Annotated in this window: 16 protein-coding genes and 1 tRNA gene; 13 read left to right on the forward strand and 4 right to left on the reverse strand. The window is 73.9% G+C overall.

From position 1 onward, the window contains the following. Nucleotides 1-20: 20 nt before the first annotated feature. The 3 genes from ACN9MM_RS20155 to ACN9MM_RS20165 all read right to left on the reverse strand — a co-directional run bounded on the left by ACN9MM_RS20155 (nucleotide 21) and on the right by ACN9MM_RS20165 (nucleotide 2,787). Nucleotides 21-1,001, reverse strand: a complete 981-nt coding sequence (locus tag ACN9MM_RS20155; RefSeq protein ID WP_426364920.1) for a DUF5926 family protein — start codon at nucleotides 999-1,001, stop codon at nucleotides 21-23. A 201-nt stretch (nucleotides 1,002-1,202) separates the two neighbouring features. Next, a complete protein-coding gene (locus ACN9MM_RS20160; RefSeq protein ID WP_382857845.1) occupies nucleotides 1,203-1,826 on the reverse strand; it encodes an ATP-binding protein in 624 nt (207 codons plus the stop codon). A gap of 139 nt (nucleotides 1,827-1,965) precedes the next feature. Then, nucleotides 1,966-2,787, reverse strand: a complete 822-nt coding sequence (locus tag ACN9MM_RS20165; protein ID WP_426364921.1) for a glycerophosphodiester phosphodiesterase — start codon at nucleotides 2,785-2,787, stop codon at nucleotides 1,966-1,968. Nucleotides 2,788-2,977: 190 nt separating this feature from the next. Here ACN9MM_RS20165 and ACN9MM_RS20170 point away from each other — a divergent pair, with 190 nt between their 5' ends. The 13 genes from ACN9MM_RS20170 to ACN9MM_RS20230 all read left to right on the forward strand — a co-directional run bounded on the left by ACN9MM_RS20170 (nucleotide 2,978) and on the right by ACN9MM_RS20230 (nucleotide 15,440). Beyond that, nucleotides 2,978-4,474: a S1C family serine protease gene (locus ACN9MM_RS20170; protein WP_426364922.1), complete on the forward strand. Its 1,497-nt coding sequence runs from the start codon at nucleotides 2,978-2,980 to the stop codon at nucleotides 4,472-4,474. 62 nt (nucleotides 4,475-4,536) lie between these two features. Next, nucleotides 4,537-4,623, forward strand: a tRNA-Ser gene (locus ACN9MM_RS20175). Nucleotides 4,624-4,768: 145 nt separating this feature from the next. Continuing rightward, nucleotides 4,769-4,960, forward strand: a complete 192-nt coding sequence (locus ACN9MM_RS20180) for an antitoxin (RefSeq protein ID WP_426364923.1) — start codon at nucleotides 4,769-4,771, stop codon at nucleotides 4,958-4,960. Nucleotides 4,961-5,107: 147 nt separating this feature from the next. Then, on the forward strand, nucleotides 5,108-5,626 hold the full coding sequence (locus ACN9MM_RS20185) for an O-acetyl-ADP-ribose deacetylase (protein ID WP_426364924.1): 519 nt from the start codon (nucleotides 5,108-5,110) through the stop codon (nucleotides 5,624-5,626). A gap of 440 nt (nucleotides 5,627-6,066) precedes the next feature. Further along, nucleotides 6,067-6,372, forward strand: a complete 306-nt coding sequence (locus tag ACN9MM_RS20190; RefSeq protein ID WP_426364925.1) for a hypothetical protein — start codon at nucleotides 6,067-6,069, stop codon at nucleotides 6,370-6,372. 173 nt (nucleotides 6,373-6,545) lie between these two features. After that, nucleotides 6,546-7,712 carry an acyl-CoA dehydrogenase family protein gene (locus ACN9MM_RS20195; protein WP_426364926.1) on the forward strand — a complete coding sequence of 389 codons (1,167 nt, stop codon included), beginning with the start codon at nucleotides 6,546-6,548 and terminating at the stop codon, nucleotides 7,710-7,712. Next, complete coding sequence (locus ACN9MM_RS20200; protein WP_426364927.1) at nucleotides 7,709-8,731, forward strand: bifunctional MaoC family dehydratase N-terminal/OB-fold nucleic acid binding domain-containing protein; 1,023 nt, start codon at nucleotides 7,709-7,711, stop codon at nucleotides 8,729-8,731. The genes ACN9MM_RS20195 and ACN9MM_RS20200 overlap by 4 nt, the downstream gene beginning before the upstream one ends. Nucleotide 8,732: 1 nt before the next feature. Then, entirely contained in the window at nucleotides 8,733-9,770 is a 1,038-nt protein-coding gene (locus ACN9MM_RS20205; RefSeq protein WP_426364928.1) for an acyl-CoA dehydrogenase family protein, read from the forward strand. A 5-nt stretch (nucleotides 9,771-9,775) separates the two neighbouring features. Continuing rightward, nucleotides 9,776-10,159: a MaoC family dehydratase gene (locus ACN9MM_RS20210; RefSeq protein ID WP_426368783.1), complete on the forward strand. Its 384-nt coding sequence runs from the start codon at nucleotides 9,776-9,778 to the stop codon at nucleotides 10,157-10,159. Further along, nucleotides 10,156-11,322 (forward strand): lipid-transfer protein, encoded by a 1,167-nt coding sequence (locus tag ACN9MM_RS20215; RefSeq protein ID WP_426364929.1) that lies wholly within the window; start codon nucleotides 10,156-10,158, stop codon nucleotides 11,320-11,322. Before ACN9MM_RS20210 ends, ACN9MM_RS20215 begins: the two co-directional genes overlap by 4 nt. A gap of 52 nt (nucleotides 11,323-11,374) precedes the next feature. After that, the gene (locus tag ACN9MM_RS20220; protein WP_426364930.1) at nucleotides 11,375-12,892 is read left to right on the forward strand and encodes a glycoside hydrolase domain-containing protein; all 1,518 of its coding nucleotides are present in this window, start codon (nucleotides 11,375-11,377) and stop codon (nucleotides 12,890-12,892) included. Between the two features lie 212 nt (nucleotides 12,893-13,104). Beyond that, nucleotides 13,105-13,650: a SigE family RNA polymerase sigma factor gene (locus ACN9MM_RS20225; RefSeq protein ID WP_426364931.1), complete on the forward strand. Its 546-nt coding sequence runs from the start codon at nucleotides 13,105-13,107 to the stop codon at nucleotides 13,648-13,650. A 137-nt stretch (nucleotides 13,651-13,787) separates the two neighbouring features. Next, complete coding sequence (locus ACN9MM_RS20230; protein WP_426364932.1) at nucleotides 13,788-15,440, forward strand: long-chain fatty acid--CoA ligase; 1,653 nt, start codon at nucleotides 13,788-13,790, stop codon at nucleotides 15,438-15,440. A 62-nt stretch (nucleotides 15,441-15,502) separates the two neighbouring features. Here ACN9MM_RS20230 and ACN9MM_RS20235 read toward each other — a convergent pair whose 3' ends face one another. Then, on the reverse strand, nucleotides 15,503-19,258 hold the full coding sequence (locus ACN9MM_RS20235; RefSeq protein ID WP_426364933.1) for a PAS domain-containing protein: 3,756 nt from the start codon (nucleotides 19,256-19,258) through the stop codon (nucleotides 15,503-15,505). Nucleotides 19,259-19,323: the final 65 nt, after the last annotated feature.

The following is a 19,323-nucleotide window of genomic DNA, read 5'->3' on the forward strand; positions in this document are numbered from 1 at the left end:
CACCGATACCACCTGGGGTATCAGCTGAGAGTCACCTGACGGTTCGTGAGACCGCCACGCGCCCGTCGCTCCTCCGCAGTCAGCGGAGCGTCCGAGGCGAGCGCCTCGGCGAGCCGCTCGGCGAACGCGGCCGCCGGCTTCTCGCACTCCTCGGCCGTCATCGACGTCGGCAGGTCCCACACCGGCACCATCAGACCGTGGGCCCGGAAGGAGCCGACGAGCCGGGTGTCCGCGCCGAGCGAGGTGCCCTCGCCGGCCTGGAGGCGGGCGAGCGCGTCGAGGAGCTTCTCCTCCGGGTACGGCATGACCCAGCGCAGGTGGTTCTTGTCCGGGGTCTCGCACCAGTAGGCGGAGTCCACGCCGGTGAGCTTCACGGTCGGGATCGCGGCCGCGTTGGCCCGCTCCAGGGAGGCCGCGACCTCCGGGTCGGCGCCGTCCGTCGTCTGCGGGATCCAGAACTCGAAGCCCGAGTGGACCTCCGGGGCGAACGGGGCGTCCGCGTCCAGCAGCTCCTGGAGGCGCGGGCCCTCCGCCGGCACGCGGCGCGGGGGCACCGGGTTGCCCGGCTGCGTCTCCAGGGCGCGCTGGAGCGTGTCGGCGAGGTCGCGGGCCAGGTCGCCCGAGGTGGAGTCGTTCTGCAGGGCGAGCAGGACGGAGCCGTCGTCGCGGCGGAGCGCCGGCCACGCCATCGGCAGCACGGTCGCGAGCGTCACGGACGGCACGCCCTCCGGCAGCCCGCCCTTCAGGGTGAGCGGCACGGTGGCGGCCGGCACCAGCTCGCGGAGCGCGACCCAGTCGCACTCGCCGGGCAGACCCTCGAAGGGACGCTGGACGAGCTCGGTCACGGCGTGCGCGGCGGCCCGGCCGTGACACGCCTTGTAGCGGCGGCCCGAGCCGCACGGGCACGGCTCGCGCGCGCCGACGACCGGGATCTCCCCGCTCGTGACCTGTGCCTGGCCGGTCTTGCTGCCGGCCTTCGTCTGGGGGCGCTTCTTGGCCATGGTGTGGCTTTCTCCCGATCGCGGCTGTGCTGTGTGCCTGCTGGTACGTGCTGGTACGTGCTGTATCGGGCGCGAGCCTAGCCGCACCGGGCGCCGGGGCCGCTCAGGCGGGGCGGCATACCCCGGGGCCGGGAAGGCGTACGGGCGCCCGGGTACGCCGTACCCGAACGCCCTCTTCCTCCCGGCGCCGTCTCCGCGCCGTCAGTCCAGATCGTCGTACGCGTCGAGGAAGCCGAGGCCGGGACCACCGCCGACACGCGCCGCGAAGTCCTCGCGGCGGTGTCCCTCGGTGACCACCACCCAGACGGTGACCTCGCCGGTCGCGCTGTCCCGCACGCCCCAGTCCTGGGCCAGTGCTCCGATGATGTTCAGCCCGCGGCCGCCCCGTGCGGTGACCGAGGGCGTCGACGGGACGGGCCGTGTCGGACCACCGCCGTCGGTCACCTCGACCCGCAGGCCGCCCGCGGGATCGACCCGCCAGGCCGCCCGTACATCGCCCTCGCCCCGCTCCGCGTGCCCCAGCGGCCTGCCGTACCGGCAGGCATTGCTGAGCAGCTCGGAAAGGATCAGTACCGCGTCGTCGACGACCGATTCGGACACCCCGCTGCGGTACAGCTCGTCCCGCATCCGGTGTCGCGCCTCACCCACGCCCGCAGGGCCATGGGGTACGGCCATGCTCGACGACGTGGGCACCTCCTGTGCCACCACCAACGCCACCCCCGAGACCTCCTTTGCCCCACGCCACCGTGTGGATGCCCCAATGGACTGGACCGGAAACCGGCCAATCAACGTGGGATGACGCACTCGTGACGATCGCGTACGCATGGAACGCGCCGGTGCACACCCCGCAAGGGCTGTCGCCCCGTGTGACGCAAGGGAACAGAGCGAGGGGAGAGGCCTCTTTGAGCCTCCCCGAGGCCAGTCTTCGAGTCTCCCCGAGGTCTGCCTTCGAGTCTCCCCGAGGTCAGTCGCGGCCCAGCTGGGCGAGTACCTGCTTGGGACGGTTGGTGATGATCGCGTCCACCCCGAGGCGCTCGCAGAGCTCGACGTCCTCGGCCTCGTCCACGGTCCAGACGTGGACCTGGTGCCCGGCCTTCTGGAGCCGAAGGATCACCGCGGGATGGTGCCGGACGATCCGGATCGACGGACCCGCGATGCGCGCACCCGCGGGGAGCCGCCCGTCGCGGAGCCGGGGCGAGACGAACTGGGCGAGCGAGACGGTGGGCAGCGTCGGAGCGGCGACGGCGATCCGGTGCAGGGAGCGGGCCGAGAAGCTCATGACGCGTACGGGGGACTCGGCGGGGGACGCGGGCGCGTCCAGCCCGAATCGCTTGAGGAGCTGGAGCAGCCGCTCCTCGACCTGGCCCGCCCAGCGGGTCGGGTGCTTGGTCTCGATGGCCAGCTCGACCCGGCGCCCGGCGTCGGAGACCAGCTCCAGGAGCCGCTCCAGGGTGAGGACGGACGTGGACCCGGGGTCCTTCCGGTCGGGGCTCTCGCCGGAGTCGTCACGACCCTTCCAGGTGCCGAAGTCGAGGGCGGCGAGATCGGCGAGTTCGAGCGCGGACACGGCGCCCCGGCCGTTCGAGGTGCGGTCGACCCGCCGGTCGTGGACGCAGACGAGGTGGCCGTCGGCGGTGAGCCGGACGTCGCACTCCAGGGCGTCGGCGCCGTCCTCGATGGCCTTCACATAGGCGGCCAGGGTGTGTTCCGGTGCGTCTTCTGACGCTCCGCGGTGGGCGACGACCTGGAGGGGGACGCTGTTCTGGTGCTGCCGTGCGTGAGTCACGGCAGCATGGTGCCATTGGCGGGGTGGCGCGGGCACCCCCGGCAGCTGTCCGTTCTGTCCCTATATAAAGAACGGAGGGCGAACGCACAGCTCCGCCTTACAGCGGCCTGACGCCCTGTGGGAAAAGCTGGTGCAGCACCCTGGAGCCAGTAGGTACCCGACCCCGCGCAGTCAACGAGGAGAGCGAGCTGTGAGCACCGAGAACGAGGGCACGCCGGTTCCGGCGGACCCGGCTGCCCCGTCCGCCCCTCCGACGCCTCCCGCACCCCCGACGCCGGCCCCCGCCGCCCCTGCCGGCGAGACGGCCCCGCAGGAGGCCCCCCGGACCGCCCCGCAGGAGGCTTCTCCGGGGGACGAGCCGACGGCGGTCCAGCCCACCGTCCAGGCCCCTGTCCAGCCCCCCGCCCAGGCTCCGGCCGAGGCCCCCGCCCCGGCCGCCGCCCACGCCCCCGCCCCCGAGCCGGTCGCGGCGGGTGCCCCCGCCGGCGGCTGGCCGCCGCCCCCGCCGACCGTCCCGGCCTGGGGCGCCCCGCAGCAGCCCGTACCCGCCGCCCCCGCGGCGCCGCGCAGGCGCAGCGGCGGCCTCGTGGCGGCCGTGCTCGTCGCGGCGCTCGTCGCGGGCGGCATCGGCGGCGGCATCGGCTACTGGGCGGCCGAGCGCGGCGACAACGGCTTCAGCTCGACCACGGTCTCCTCCGGCGAGGCACCGGCCTCCTTCAAGCGCGACCCGGGGACGGTCGCGGCGGTCGCGGCGAAGGCCCTGCCGAGCGTGGTCACCATCCAGGCCAAGTCCGGCGGTCAGGACGGCGAGGGCGGCACGGGCACGGGCTTCGTCTACGACCAGGAAGGCCACATCGTCACCAACAACCACGTGGTGGCTTCGGCGGCGGACGGCGGCACGCTGTCCGTGACGTTCTCCGACGGGAAGACGTACGACGCGGAGGTCGTCGGCCGGGCCGAGGGCTACGACGTGGCGGTCATCAAGCTCAAGGACGCCCCGAAGGGGCTGACGCCGCTGCCGCTCGGGGACTCCGACAAGGTGGCGGTCGGCGATTCGACGATCGCGATCGGAGCGCCGTTCGGCCTGTCGAACACGGTGACGACGGGCATCGTCAGCGCCAAGAACCGCCCGGTCGCCTCGGGCGACGGCTCGGGCGGCAGCAGCTCGTACATGAGCGCGCTCCAGACGGACGCCTCGATCAACCCGGGCAACTCCGGCGGGCCGCTGCTCGACGCGAGCGGTGCGGTCATCGGCATCAACTCGGCCATCCAGTCGACCAGCGGCGGCTTCGGCCAGTCCCAGGCCGGCTCGATCGGCCTCGGCTTCGCCATCCCGGTCAACCAGGCGAAGAACGTGGCCCAGCAGCTGATCAAGACGGGCAAGCCGGTGTACCCGGTGATCGGCGCGACCGTGAACATGCAGGAGAAGGGCCAGGGCGCCACGATCGCCACCCAGGGCTCGGGCGGCACGGCCTCGGTCACGCCCGACGGCCCCGCGGCGAAGGCGGGTCTCAAGGCCGGCGACGTGATCACGGGCTTCGGCGACCACACGATCGACAGCGGCCCCACCCTGATCAGTGAGATCTGGACGCACAAGCCGGGCGACTCGGTGAAGATCACCTACGAGCGTGACGGCAAGACCGGCACGGCCACGGTCGTCCTCGGCGAGCGGACCGGCGACAGCTGACCCGGCCCACCCTCGCAGCCGGTACGCTGTAGCCCGCTCCGTCCCAGGTGGGCCGGGGCGAGGGTGGGTTGCCCGAGCGGCCTAAGGGAACGGTCTTGAAAACCGTCGTGGCAGCGATGTCACCGTGGGTTCAAATCCCACACCCACCGCAGCGGGCCGGCGTGTGTGCTGGTCACAAGGGGTGCTCCTGACAGGGAGCGCCCCTTTTCGCGTGGGTCCGGGCGGTCTGCGGATGCGGTTCCGGTGGTGCGCCGCGATGCTGGAGGGGCTGGAACAGCGGCTAGGAGGACCAGAATGTCTGTGATGGACAAGCTCAAGCAGATGCTGAAGGGCCACGAGGGTCAGGCCTCCCAGGGCGTCGACAAGGCCGGCGACTTCGTCGACGGGAAGACGCAGGGCAAGTACGCGGGCCAGGTCGACACCGCCCAGGACAAGCTCAAGCAGCAGCTGGGCGACCAGGGACAGGACACCCCGCCGCAGCAGTGACACACGCGTCAGGAGGGGGTGCCCCGGTCTTCCCGGGGCACCCCCTCCTCTCTCGTCCCCGGCCCCCTCTATTTCGGTTGGCCGGTACGGGAAAGGCGGCTTGAATCCGGGGGTCGGAGACGGACGGCCGGGAGAAGGGCTCTTGTCGTGGTGCGCATCGTGCTGGTCCAGGGGGACATCACCGCCGAGGCGGCGGCCGCGGTGGTCAACGCCGCGAACTCCTCGCTGCTCGGCGGCGGCGGGGTCGACGGGGCCATCCACCGCAAGGGCGGTCCCGAGATCCTCGCCGCCTGCCAGGACCTGCGGCGTTCGCACTACGGGAAGGGCCTGCCGACCGGGCGGGCCGTGGCGACCACGGCGGGGCGGTTGCCGGCCCGGCACGTGATCCACACGGTCGGGCCGGTCTGGTCGCGCGACGAGGACCGCTCGGAGCTGCTGGCCTCCTGCTACCGCGAATCGCTGCGGGTCGCCGACGGGTTGGGGGACCGCACGGTCGCGTTCCCGGCCATCTCGACCGGGATCTACGGCTGGCCGATGGCGGACGGCGCGCGGATCGCCGTGGAGACGGTGCGGGCGGCCCGCACCGAGGTCGAGGAGGTCCGCTTCGTCCTCTTCGACGAGGCGGCGTACGGAGCCTTCGAGGCGGCCCTGGGGGAGGGCTCGTAACCGTCGGGCCCACGCATGCGAACACTGTCCCCCAGTTGGAGGCCGTGTTCGGTTCCGGCGGGGGCGGAGACGCGCCGTCGTGCCGTTCCAGGTGGGAGACCGGCGGGAAATCTGCCGGAACGCTTCCTCCCTTGCGGCGCACCGGCTGTGCCGCTCCCCCGCCCGTCCGGACCCCCGCCACCCGTGTGAGCTGCGGCTTTCCTCGGGCTGCCGGGGTTTATCGGGGTGTCCTCACGCTTGCGGGGGAATCGGCCGCTCCGGGGTGGTTCGCCGGGGATTCGGTGGGCAACTCTGGATTCGCGACGTCGAGCACAACGACCGGGGCGGTCGGCCAACTGCCTTGGACATGGCCGTACTTCAGAAATTCAGAGCTCCGTAGAGCAGTTCCGTAGAGCAGTTTCGTGCAGAAGCACCAGCTTTCAGTTCCCGGAGGAACAGACATGGCAAGCATCCGTACCGCCCGCGTCCTCGCCGTTGCCGCCGCCCTGCCCCTCGCCGCCGCGCTCTTCACCGGGGTGGCCCAGGCCGACATCGGCGGTTTCGCGGACGACGGATCGAACACGAGCGTCGCCACCATCGTCGGCAGTGGCGTCGGCGGAGGCAACTTCGGCAACTCGACCACGACGCAGCAGGTGGCGACCGGTTCCGGTGCCTCCAACCAGAACAACACCGCGAGCGTGAACGGCTCCGCCCTCACCCACATCGACCAGTCCAACAACGTGGTCGACTTCCACCCCTGGTGGTGACCACCCGCATGGACACCGGCCCGGCGGGGGGCGGGACCGTGAGGTGAACGACGGCCTGTGCGCCGGTGCTTCGGCACCGGCGTGCGGGCCGTCGCGCTTTCGCGTGCCTTGACAGGGCGACTGAATCTGACGGACAGTCAGAAACCTCAGTCGTCCCACGGGAGGCCGTCGCCGTGCACCTCGCCCCCACCGAGCGGCAGCTGCGGCTGCGCGCCGAACTCCGCGCGTACTTCCGGAGGGTGATGCCCGACGGACCGCCCCCGGTCACCGACGCGGCCGCCCAGCGGCGGCTGCTCCGGCGGATCGGATCGGACGGACTGCTCGGCCTCGGCTGGCCCGAGGAGTACGGAGGGCAGGGCCGGGGGCCCGACGAGCAGTTCGTCTTCTTCGACGAGGCGTACCGCGCGGGAGCCCCCGTCTCTATGGTCACCCTCAACACGGTCGGACCCACGCTCATGGCGTACGGGACCGAGGAGCAGAAGGCGTACTTCCTTCCCCGGATCCTGCGCGGCGAGACGGTCTTCGCCATCGGCTACAGCGAACCCGAGGCCGGCACGGACCTCGCCTCGCTCCGCACCCGGGCCGTACGGGACGGGGACTCCTGGATCGTCGACGGGCAGAAGATCTTCACCTCCAACGCCCAGAACGCCGACTGGATCTGGCTCGCCTGCCGCACCGACCCCGACGCGGCACCGCACCGGGGCATCTCCATCGTCCTCGTCCCCACCGACTCCCCCGGCTTCTCCTGGACCCCGATCGAGACGGTGGGCGGACTGACGACGACCGCCACCCACTACGACGGCATACGGGTCCCCGCGGGCCATCTCGTGGGGCCCGAGCACGGCGGCTGGGGCCTCATCACCAGCCAGCTCAACCACGAGCGGGTCGCGCTGGCCGCGATCGGCATGCAGGCCGAGGACTTCTTCGCGGCGGTCCTCGACCGGGCCCGTACCCCCGATCCGGTGACGGGCAGGCGCCGGATTGACGAGCCGTGGATTCGGATCCGGGCCGCCGAAGCGCATGCACGACTGGCCGCGACACGCCTGCTGAACTGGCGTCTGGTGGGTGATGTGGGGGCCGGCCGGCTGGCCCCGGGGGACGCGAGCGGCGTGAAGTTCGCGGGAACCGAATCGGCGGTGGAGGTGTATCGAATATGTCAGGAGATCGCGGGCGGGCCGGGGACGGTGCGAGGGGGATCGCCGGGGGAGTTCGACGGCGGTGAGCTGGAGCGCATGAACCGGGCCGCGCAGATCAACACCTTCGGGGGAGGGGTGAGCGAGGTGCAGCGCGAGATCGTCGCGAGGATGCGGCTCGGCATGAAGGCGAGGGGCCGTCGATGAGCGGGACGGAGCGGGCGGCGGGCGGTGGGACCGAGCGGGCGGCCGGGGGCGGTACGGGGCGTCCGGACGCGCTGTACGAGCGGCTGGTGGCCTTCGAGGGCCGGTCCGCGGCCACCGCGGGGACCGGCAAGGACCCGGTCAACCTGCCCATGATCAGGCACTGGTGCGAGGCCATGGGGGACACCCACCCGGCCTACGAGGGGCCGGACGCCGTCGCGCCCCCGACCATGCTCCAGGCGTGGACGATGGGCGGCCTCTCGGGGCACACGGGCCGGTCGTCGGCGTACGAGGAGCTGTTCGCCCTCCTCGACGGCGCCGGGTACACCTCGGTCGTCGCGACCGACTGCGAGCAGGAGTACCTGCGAGCGCTCCGCCCGGGCCAGGAGATCGGTTTCGACACCGTCATCGAGGCCGTGTCGGAGCGCAAGACCACCAAGCTCGGCACCGGGCACTTCGTGACGACGCGGACGGACGTCCGGGCGGACGGCGAGCTCGCGGGCACGCACCGCTTCCGCATCCTCAAGTACGCGCCCGCGGCACGGCCGCCCCGGAAACGGGAGACCAGGGCGGCGGAGACCCGGGCGGCGGAGGCCGGCGCGGCGGAGCGTAAGCCCGCGGCCCGGCGGCCGCGGCCCGTCGTCAACCGGGACAACGCCGGCTTCTGGGAGGGCGTGGCCGCCCACCGGCTGCTGATCCAGCGCTGCGGCGACTGCGCGACCCCGCGCTTCCCCTGGCTGCCCGGATGCGCCGACTGCGGCTCGCGGGAGTGGGACACGGTCGAGGCGAGCGGCGCCGGGACGGTCTTCTCGTACGTGGTGATGCACCACCCATCCTTCCCGGCCTTCGATCCCCCCTACGCGGTCGGCCTGATCGAACTCGCCGAGGGCGTGCGGATGATCAGCAACGTGGTGGGGGTGCCGTACGACAAGGTGCGGATCGGGATGCCGGTGCGGCTGGAGTTCCTGCGGGTCGACGAGGAGCTGGAGCTTCCCGTCTTCCGCGCGGGAGGGGAGGACTGACATGGACTTCACCCCCACCGAGGAGCAGGAGGCCGCCCGGGAGCTGGCCGCGCGGATCTTCGCCGACCTCTCGGGACACGAGCGGCTCCGGGCCGCCGGGACCGGCACGGACGCCGAGCTGTGGAAGGCGCTCTGCGCGGCCGGACTGCCGGGCTCCGTCGAGGAGACCGGGCTGCTCGGACTGGTCCTGCTCCTGGAGGAGCAGGGCCGCAGGACGGCACAGGTGCCGTTCGCCGCGAGCTGTGTGTACGGGATCCTCGCCGTCGCCCGGCACGGCACGGAGGAACAGCGCGCCCGGCTCCTGCCCGGACTCCGGGACGGCACGACGGTGATGACGGGCGCGCTCCCGGCACCGGGCACGGTCACCTCGCGCGGCGGGGCGCGGCTCAGCGGGGCCGTGGAGTGGGTGCCGTGGCTCAGGGACGCCACCCATGTGCTCGTGCCGGACGAGGACCGCGCCCTGTGGCTGGTCCGCGCCGAGGACGCGGCCGCAGTCGAGCCCGTCGAGCTCACCGCCCCCTGGGCCGCCGCCCGGCTCGTCCTCGACGGGGCGCCCGCCGAGCGGCTCGGGCCGTCCGACGCGACGGCCCACGACGACGTGCTGACCGCCGCGCGGATCGCCTTCGCCGGCCTCCAGGCCGGGGTGTGCGCCGGGTCCCTCGCCAGGGCCGTCGAGTACACGTCCGTGCGGGAGCAGTTCGGGAGGCCGCTCTCGACCCACCAGGCGGTGCAACTGCGGGCCGCCGACGCCCACATGGACACCGAGGCCATCCGGGTCACGGCCTACGAGGCCGCCTGGCGCCTCGACGAGGGTCTCGACGCCGGCGGGGCGGCGCTGACCGCCGCCTGGTGGGCCTCCGAGGCGGGCAGACGGGTCGTGCACGCCGGACAGCATCTGCACGGAGGCATGGGCGCCGACCTCGACCACCCCGTCCACCGGCACTTCCTGTGGGGCCGGCAGCTCGACGCCTACCTCGGGGCCGGGACCGAACTCCTCGCCGAACTCGGCGACCTCCTCGCGAAGGGAGACCTGTCATGACCGCCATGAAGCCCGGTGACGAGCTGCCGCCGCTGCGGATCCCGATCACCCGCACCCTGATCGTCGCCGGGGCCGTCGCCTCCCGCGACTACCAGGACGTGCACCACGACGCCGAACTGGCGCGGGAGAAGGGCTCCCCGGACATCTTCATGAACATCCTCACGACCAACGGGCTCGTGGGCCGGTACATCACCGACCACTTCGGCCCCCGGGCCGTCCTGCGCAGGGTCGCGATCCGGCTCGGCGCTCCCAACTACCCCGGGGACACCATGGTCCTGACCGGGACGGTCACCGAGGTGGACGGCGCCACGGCGAGCGTCCGGGTCGTCGGTGCCAACGGGCTCGGACACCACGTCACCGGCACGGTCACGGTGGAGGTGAAGCCATGAGCGTCCGCGCCAGGGACGCCCTCGGCGGGCGGGCGGCCGTCGTGGGCATCGGGGCGACCGAGTTCTCCAAGGACTCGGGCCGCAGCGAACTCTCCCTCGCCGTCGAGGCCGTGCGCGCGGCCCTCGACGACGCCGGGCTCACCCCCGCCGACGTCGACGGCCTGGTCACCTTCACCATGGACACCAACCCCGAGATCACCGTCGCCCAGGCGTCCGGCATCGGCGAGCTGTCGTTCTTCTCCCGCGTGCACTACGGGGGAGGGGCCGCCTGCGCCACCGTGCAGCAGGCCGCGCTCGCCGTCGCCGCCGGGGTCGCCGAGGTCGTCGTCTGCTACCGGGCGTTCAACGAGCGCTCGGGGCGCCGCTTCGGCTCCGGAGTCCAGCAGCGCGAGCCCTCCGCCGAGGGCGCCGCACTCGGCTGGCAGCTGCCCTACGGGCTGCTCACACCGGCCTCCTGGGTCGCCATGGCCGCGCAGCGGTACCTGCACGCGTACGGGCTGACCCCGGACGCCTTCGGCCATGTCGCCGTCACCGACCGGCGTCACGCGGCCCGCAACCCCGCCGCGTACTTCCACGGGAAGCCGATCACCCTCGCCGACCACGCGGCCTCGCGCTGGATCGTCGAGCCGCTCCGGCTCCTCGACTGCTGCCAGGAGACCGACGGCGGCCAGGCGATCGTCGTCACCTCCGTCGAGCGGGCCCGGGACCTGCCGCGTCCGCCGGCCGTGATCCTGGCGGCGGCCCAGGGCGCCGGCCGCAAGCAGGAGGCGATGACCAGCTTCTACCGGGACGACCTGACGGGGCTCCCGGAGATGGGCGTGGTGGCCCGGCAGCTCTGGCGGACGTCCGGGCTCGCGCCCTCCGACATCGACGTGGGCATCCTGTACGACCACTTCACCCCGTTCGTGCTGATGCAACTGGAGGAGTTCGGCTTCTGCGGGCCGGGGGAGGCGGCCGACTTCGTCGCGGCGGACGAGCTTCCGCTGAACACCCACGGGGGGCAGCTCGGCGAGGCGTACCTCCACGGCATGAACGGCATCGCGGAGGCGGTGCGGCAGATCCGCGGCACCTCGGTGAATCAGATACCCGGCACGGCCCGGACCTTGGTCACGGCGGGCACAGGGGTTCCCACGTCCGGGTTGATCCTGGGCACGGACGGCTGAGGCGACGGCCTGAGCGGTGGCCGGGCGCGGCGGGCGGTTCTTCACTCGCGCCATGAGCACTCGTACGCCGCCCGCATCCGAAGCCGTCCCCGCGCTCGTCCAGGCCCCGCCGTCGGCACCGACCCGCCCACGGTCCGCGCCGCCTCCCGGGGCGCGGACCGTGGTCACCGCCGTGCTGGTGGCCCTGGCCGGGACGGCCCTCCTGAACGCCCCGCCCCCGGCCAGGGCGAGAACGGGCCACGGACCCACGACGACGACCCCGGCACCGGAGACCGCCGCCGCCTCCACCACCAGGGCCATCCCCGCGACACCCGGCTCCGTCACCAGGGCCGCCGGGGCGACGCCCGCCTCCGTCACCAGGGCCGTCCCGCCTACGCCCGGCTCCACCGGGGCCGGTTCCGCGACGTCCGGGTCCACCGGGCCTGGTTCCGTGACGTCCGGGTCCACACGGGCGGGCCTCGCGCCGGGGTTCGGCGCCTTCGGGGCGGGCCTCGCCCTCGGGTTCGGCTCCGCCGGGACCGGCCTCGGGTTCGGCTCGGCCGGGACCGGCCTCGCGCCGCCCGGCGCCGCCGGGTCCGGTTCCCTGGCGCCCGGGGGCGGGACTCAGGGCGCTCCCGGGTCGGCCGCCCCGAGTGCCGACCATCCCTCCTACCCCGGTGCCGACGTGCCCACCGCCCCCAACGCTCCCGCCGACGACCCCGACCCCGGTGCCGACGTGCCCACCGACCCCGACGCTCCCGCCGACCCCGCCGACCCGGCGCCCCTCGGCGCCTCCGCCGCGCTCGCCGCTCCCGTGACCTTCGTCGGGAAGGCGTTCGACACCTGCGAGGCGCCGTCCCTCACCGTGATGAAGGCCTGGCGGGGGTCGCCGTACGGGGCCGTCGGGATCTACTTCGGCGGGCGCGGGCGGGGCTGCCCCGTCCAGAAGGAGCTCACGCCCACGTGGATCGCCTCCGCCCACGCCATGGGCTGGCGGCTGCTGCCCCTGTTCGTGGGGTCCCAGGCGCCGTGCGTGGACAACCTCGCCAAGCGCAAGTACGCCATCGGCAGCGCTCCCGCGACCCAGGGCACCAAGGAGGGCGGCGACGCGGTGCGGGCCGCGAAGGCGCTCGGCATCGGCACGAGCAGCCCGCTCTACCTCGACATCGAGGCGTACCGGCGGGGGGACACGAGCTGCGCCGCGACCACCCTCGCGTTCGTCCGGGCCTGGAACCGGGAGGTGCGGCGCCTCGGCTACGTGCCCGGTTTCTACAGCAGCGCCGACACGGGCGTGCGGGACATGGAGGCGCAGCGGAGGGCAGGGACGAAGGACCTGCCGGACGTGATGTGGTTCGCGCACTGGAGCGGGCAGCCGGCGCTGCTCACCGAGTCGGTGCTGCATCCGGAGGCCTGGACGCCGCACGCCCGCATCCACCAGTACGTGGGCAACGTGACCGAGACGTACGGCGGGCGCACCCTCTCGATCGACCGCAACGCGATGGACGCGCCCGTCGCCCGGGTCACCACCCCCGCCCGGTTCGCCTCCCGCGTGCCCGTGCCGCTGTCGTTCGTCGAGTCCGGCCGTCCCTGAGGATGAGGCCCCGGAGGGCCCGTCCCGTCGTCCCGCCCCACCCGGGGAGCCGGTCGCCGGGGAGCCTCCGCCGTCCCCGACCCTGAGCCGGGTGGCCTCCTCCCTCCACCCAGAGGAGGTGGAGGGATCCCCACCCCTACAACCTGAGGCGGACGGCGGGTCGGGACCTGGGGCCGATCCGCCGGGTACCCGTGCCCTCCTAGCGTGGAGCCATGACTCCGCCACCCTCTGGCCCCGTCTGCGCCGGTGCCTCGCAGTACGCGTCGTACACGACCTTCTCCTCGTACGTACGGGCGCGTGGACCCGTGCTCCTGCGCACCGCGCGCTCCCTCACCGCCAACCCCTCGGACGCGGAGGACCTCCTCCAGACCGCGCTCGCCAAGACCTTCATGGCCTGGGAGCGCATCGAGGACCACCGCGCCCTGGACGGCTACGTCCGCCGCGCGCTGCTGAACACGCGTACGTCGCAGTGGCGCAAGCGCAAGGTCGACGAGTTCGCCTGCGAGGAGCTGCCCGAGCCGGCCGGCCTCCCGGAGCCGGACCCGGCCGAGCGTCAGGTGCTGCACGACGCGATGTGGCGCGCGGTCCTGAAGCTGCCGGAGCGGCAGCGTCAGATGGTGGTCCTGCGGTACTACGAGGACCTCAGCGAGGCGCAGACGGCCGAGGTGCTCGGGGTGTCGGTCGGTACGGTCAAGAGCGCGGTGTCCCGGGCGCTCGGCAAGCTCCGCGAGGACCCGGAGCTGACGCCCGTGCGGTAGGCGCGGTGAACCGGCTGGGGACTTCCGCCAGCGATCACTGGCAATTTACGTACTCTCGGGTAGTGACATACCGCGCGGTACGTGCGCAGAATCTCCCCACCCCTTCTGCCACGTAGCGCCCACCGGGAGGACGCCCCGTGTACAGCACCATGCAGGACGTACAACTGACCGTGAGCCGCATCCTCCAGCACGGGATGACGATCCACGGGAAGTCCACCATCACCACCTGGACGGGCGAGCCCGAGCCGCAGCGCCGCACGTTCGCGGAGGCCGGAACGCGCGCGCACCAGCTGGCCCACGCCCTGCGCGACGAACTCGGCGTCGTCGGCGACCAGCGCGTCGCCACCCTCATGTGGAACAACTCCGAGCACGTCGAGGCGTACTTCGCGATCCCCTCCATGGGCGCGGTGCTCCACACGCTCAACCTCCGTCTGCCCCCCGAGCAGCTGGTGTGGATCGTCAACCACGCCGCCGACCGGGTCGTCCTCGTCAACGGCTCCCTGCTCCCGCTCCTCGCCCCGCTGCTCCCGCACCTGCCGACGGTCGAGCACGTCGTCGTCGCGGGCCCGGGCGACCGCTCCCTCCTGGACGGCGCGGTCCCGCGCGTCCACGAGTACGAGGAGCTCATCGCCGGCCGCCCGACCTCGTACGCCTGGCCCGAGCTGGACGAGCGCACGGCCGCCGCCATGTGCTACACCTCCGGCACCACCGGCGACCCCAAGGGCGTCGTCTACTCGCACCGTTCGATCTACCTGCACTCCATGCAGGTGAACATGGCCGAGTCGATGGCCCTCACCGACAAGGACACGACCCTGGTCGTCGTCCCGCAGTTCCACGTCAACGCCTGGGGCCTGCCGCACGCCACCTTCATGACCGGCATCAACATGCTCATGCCGGACCGCTTCCTCCAGCCGGCCCCGCTCGCCGACATGATCGAGCGCGAGCGGCCGAGCCACGCGGCCGCCGTCCCCACCATCTGGCAGGGCCTGCTCGCCGAGGTCACCGCGAACCCCCGCGACCTCTCCTCGATGACCCAGGTCACCATCGGCGGCGCCGCCTGTCCGCCCTCCCTCATGGAGGCGTACGACCGGCTCGGCGTCCGCCTCTGTCACGCCTGGGGCATGACCGAGACCTCCCCGCTGGGCACGATGGCCCACCCGCCGCACGGCCTCACGGCCGAGGAGGAGTGGCCGTACCGCGTCACGCAGGGACGTTTCCCCGCCGGTGTGGAGGCCCGCCTCGTCGGCCCCGGTGGTGAGCACCTCCCCTGGGACGGGGAGTCGGCGGGCGAGCTGGAGGTGCGCGGCACCTGGATCGCGGGCTCGTACTTCGGCGGCATCGGCGCCGAGGAGATCCGCCCCGCCGACAAGTTCAGCGAGGACGGCTGGCTCAAGACCGGTGACGTCGGCGTGATCAGCCCGGACGGCTTCCTCACCCTCACCGACCGCGCCAAGGACGTCATCAAGTCGGGCGGCGAGTGGATCTCCAGCGTCGACCTGGAGAACGCCCTCATGGCGCACCCGGCGGTCGCCGAGGCCGCCGTCGTCGCGGTGCCGGACGAGAAGTGGGGCGAGCGTCCGCTCGCGACCGTCGTCCTCAAGGAGGGCGAGGCGGCGGACTACGAGACGCTGAGGGCCTTCCTCGCGGGCGAGGGCGGCATCGCGAAGTGGCAGCTGCCGGAGCGGTGGGCGATCGTGCCGGCGGTGCCGAAGACGAGCGTCGGCAAGTTCGACAAGAAGGTCATCCGCAGGCAGTACGCGGAGGGCGAGCTGGACGTGACCCAGCTCTAAGGCCTGTCGGGACGGGAACGGGGAGGGCCGAGGCCCTCCCCGTTCCCGTTCGCGCCGGTGTCCTAGTTGGTGCCGATCTTCGCGAGCAGGTCGACGATCCGGGCCTGGACCTCGGTGCTGTTCGCGCGCTCGGCGAGGAACAGCACCGTCTCGCCGGAGTCGAGCTTCGGCAGCTCCTCCTCGACGAGGTCGGCCGAGGTGTAGACGACGAGCGGAGTGCGGTTCAACTGCCCGTTCGCACGCAGCCAGTCGATGATCCCGGCCCGGCGGCGGCGCACCTGCATCAGGTCCATCACCACCAGGTTCGGCCGGGTCTGAGTGGCCAGCGTGACCGCCTCCGTGTCCGTGGCAGCCCGCGCGACCTGCATCCCGCGCCGCTCCAGGGTGGCCGCGAGCGCCTCCGCGATGGAGTCGTGCTCCTCGATCAGCAGGACCCGGGACGGGTGCTGCTCGCTGTCGCGCGGCGCCAGCGCCTTGAGGAGTACGGCCGGATCGGCGCCGTACGCCGCCTCCCGGGTCGCCTGCCCGAGCCCGGCCGCCAGCAGCACCGGCACCTCGGCGGCGACGGCCGCCTGACGCAGCGACTGCAGTGCGGTCCGGGTGATGGGGCCGGTCAGCGGGTCGACGAAGAGCGCCGCCGGGAAGGCGGCGATCTGCGCGTCGACCTCCTCGCGGGAGTGCACGATCACCGGCCGGTAGCCGCGGTCGCTCAGCGCCTGCTGGGTGGAGACGTCGGGCGCGGGCCAGACGAGCAGCCGGCGGGGGTTGTCGAGGGGCTCCGGGGGCAGCTCGTCGTCGACGGGACGCGGGGCGGGCCGGTTGGCGACCTCGACCGCGCCGCCCGGGCCGTCGAGCGGCTCGGGCCCCTCGGCGGAGCCCTCGGCGGGTGCTCCTATGGCGTACGCGCGGCCCTCGGCCGGGGTGTCGTGCGGCGAAGGCGCCGGCGCCGTCGGCTGGGGGTGCGGCCTGGCCTCGGTCGCCGGGGCGGGCGCGGCGAGCGCGGCCGGGACCGGCGGGTCGACCTCGGGCGGGGTGGCGAGCCTGCGGCGGCGCCCCGAACCGTTGGAGGGCCCTGCGGGGGCACCGGGGGCGGCCGGAGCGGCCGTCGGGGCGGGCGGGGCCGGCGGGACGAAGGGGACGCCCTGCCCGAGGGTACGGACGCTGAACGCCCTCCCCTGGGTGGAGTCCTTCGACACCGTCACCGGCATCGGCAGCTCGGGCGGCAGCGGTACGGAACCGGTGCCGGTCCGGGGCGCTTCCTGGGACTCCGCTGCGGGCTCCGGCGGGAGCGCCACGGCCCGGCGCCGCCCGGTCGGCTCGACCGCCGCCGTCGCCGCCGTAGCCGTCTCGGCCTGCCGGCGGGGCTGGGGATGGGGCTGCGGATGGGGCTGCGGCGGCGTGTGGTCGGCGTCCGGGACACCGCGCACGGCCTCGTGCCGGCCCTCGTCGGAGACGGGCAGCGGGCCGGCCACGGGGGCGGCGGGGAGCGGCGCCTCGGCGTCACGGTCGGCGTCGGCGGGCGGCAGCGCGAACGGGGTGCGGGGCCCGGCCTCGGCCGCGGCGGCCCGCTCCTGCGCGGCCGCCAGCGCGCGCCGGCGGCGGCCGCTCGGCTGCGCCGGAGCCTCCTCCGGGGCGGACGGGGAGGCGACGGCGGGCAGGGCGAGGGCGGCCGGCGCGGGAGCCCCGGCCGGTTCGACGGCCACGCCCTGCGGCGGCACGGCCGCGCCGAGCGCGGCACGCCCCTGCGCGCCCTCGGCGGCCGTCACCACGGAGCCCTCGGCGGGCCGGCCCCGACGGCGCCCGGTGGGCTCCACGGGGGCGGGCGCGCCGGACGGGACCGGGAGGGCGGCGTCCACGGCGGCGTTCTGCTGGGCGGGGATCAGCTCGGCGGGACCGGCGGTCTCTCCCGTACGGGCGCGGCGGCGCCCACTCGGCTCGGCACCGGCGGCCTCGGGCGCGACCGCGCTCTCCAGGAAGGCGTCGGTCGAGCCGCGCCGGGCCCGCCGCCGCCCACCACCGGAGGTCTCGGCGCCGGCCCCGGGCTCGGAAGCCACTCCGGCACCGGCACCGGACCCGGCGCCGGAAGCGGGAACCGGCCCGGAGACGGAAGCGGGAACCGGCCCGGCGGCCAGCGCAAGGCCGGATCCGGGGCCGTGGCCGTGGCCGTGGTCAGGGCCCGTGGCCGGTCCCGAGGCCTGTGCGGGCAGGGCGAGGGCCTCGCGGCGGCCCGAGGGCGCGTCGTCCCGCGGATCCTGCGCAGGGGCGGGCACGGTGCCGCGGCCCGCGCCGACCGGCACCTCCAGGACGTACGCGCCGCCGCTCGTCCCCGGCACCTCGTGGGTCTGCACGACACCGCCGTGCGCCGCCACGATGCCGCGCACGACGGGCCCGTGCACCGGATCGCCGCCCGCGTACGGGCCGCGGACCTCGATGCGTACGACGTCACCGCGCTGTGCGGCCGCGACGACGATCGTGGAGTCGCTGGGGGTCCGGTCGGCCTTGCTCTTGCCGGTCGCGTCGACGCCGGCGACGTCCGCGACGAGGTGCGCGAGCGCGGTCGTCAGCCGGGCCGCGTCCACCTCGGCCTCGATGGGCGGCGCGTGCACGGCGAACTGGGCGCGCCCGGGCCCGATCAGCTCCACGGCGCCGTCGATGCCGCCGGACACGATCCCGTCGAGCAGCACCACCGCCTTGTCGAGCTCCTCGTCCCCCGCGTCGAGCCGCTGGTAGCCGAGGACGTTGTCGACGAGGGCCGTCATCCGGGCGTAGCCGGCGGCCAGGTGGTGCAGGACCTGGTTGGCCTCGGGCCACAGCTGCCCGGCGTCGTCGGCGGCGAGGGTGCCCAGCTGGGTGCGCAGCTCGTCCAGGGGGCCGCGCAGCGACTCGGCGAGGACGGCGGTCAGCTGTTCGTGGCGGGCGGCGAGGGAGGCGTACCTCTCCGCCTGCGTCTCGCGCTCGGCCGCGTGCCGCTCGGCGCGGTCGGCGAGCTCGGCGGCGTGCTCCTCGACGAGCTGTTCGTACGGCCTGCGGTCGGTGAAGGTCATCACCGCGCCGACGAGCTGGTCCCCGTCCCGTACCGGAGCGGTCGTCAGGTCGACGGGCACCCGGTCGCCCTTCTTCGCCCACAGGACCTGCCCCCGGACCCGGTGCTTGCGGCCGGACTTGAGGGTGTCGGCGAGCGGGGACTCCTCGTACGGGAAGGGCTCGCCGTCGGGGCGCTTGGCGAGGATCAGCGGGTGCAGCTCCTGACCGCCGAGCTCGCCGGCGCGGTAGCCGAGGATCTGGGCGGCGGCGGGGTTCACGAGGACGACACGACCGTCCGTGTCGGTGCCGACGACGCCCTCGGCCGCGGCGCGCAGGATCATCTCGGTCTGCCGCTGCGAGCGGGCGAGTTCGGCCTCGGTGTCGAGGGTCCCGGTGAGGTCCCGCACGACCAGCATGAGCAGCTCGTCGCCGGTGTAGCCGCCGTACGAGTCGTAGGCCTCGCGGCCGTCCTCCAGGCTGGCGCTGGTCACCTCGACGGGGAACTCGGAGCCGTCCGTGCGACGGGCGATCATCCGGGTCGGCTTGGTGCGGCCCCGCTCGTCGGCGCCGTCCGGGAGGCGCATGGAGCCGGGGATGAGGCGCGAGTCGAAGGTGGGCAGCAGGTCCAGCAGTCCGCGCCCGACGAGCGCGGTGCCGGGCGTCTCGAACATGCCGAGGGCGATCGTGTTGGCGTTGACGACCGTGCCGTTGCAGTTGACGAGCACGAGGCCGTCGGGGAGGGCGTCGAGTATGGCTGCGAGGCGAGCAGCGCCTCGGGATGGCCTGCTGCTCACGACGACGCTTCCTCCCAGACGCACTGCACGTGCTCGCCCTATCGGCCGGCCGGCCCCATCTTGCC

Origin of the sequence: Streptomyces sp. E-08, from assembly GCF_049913095.1 — a bacterium.
Taxonomy (GTDB): Bacteria; Actinomycetota; Actinomycetes; order Streptomycetales; family Streptomycetaceae; genus Streptomyces.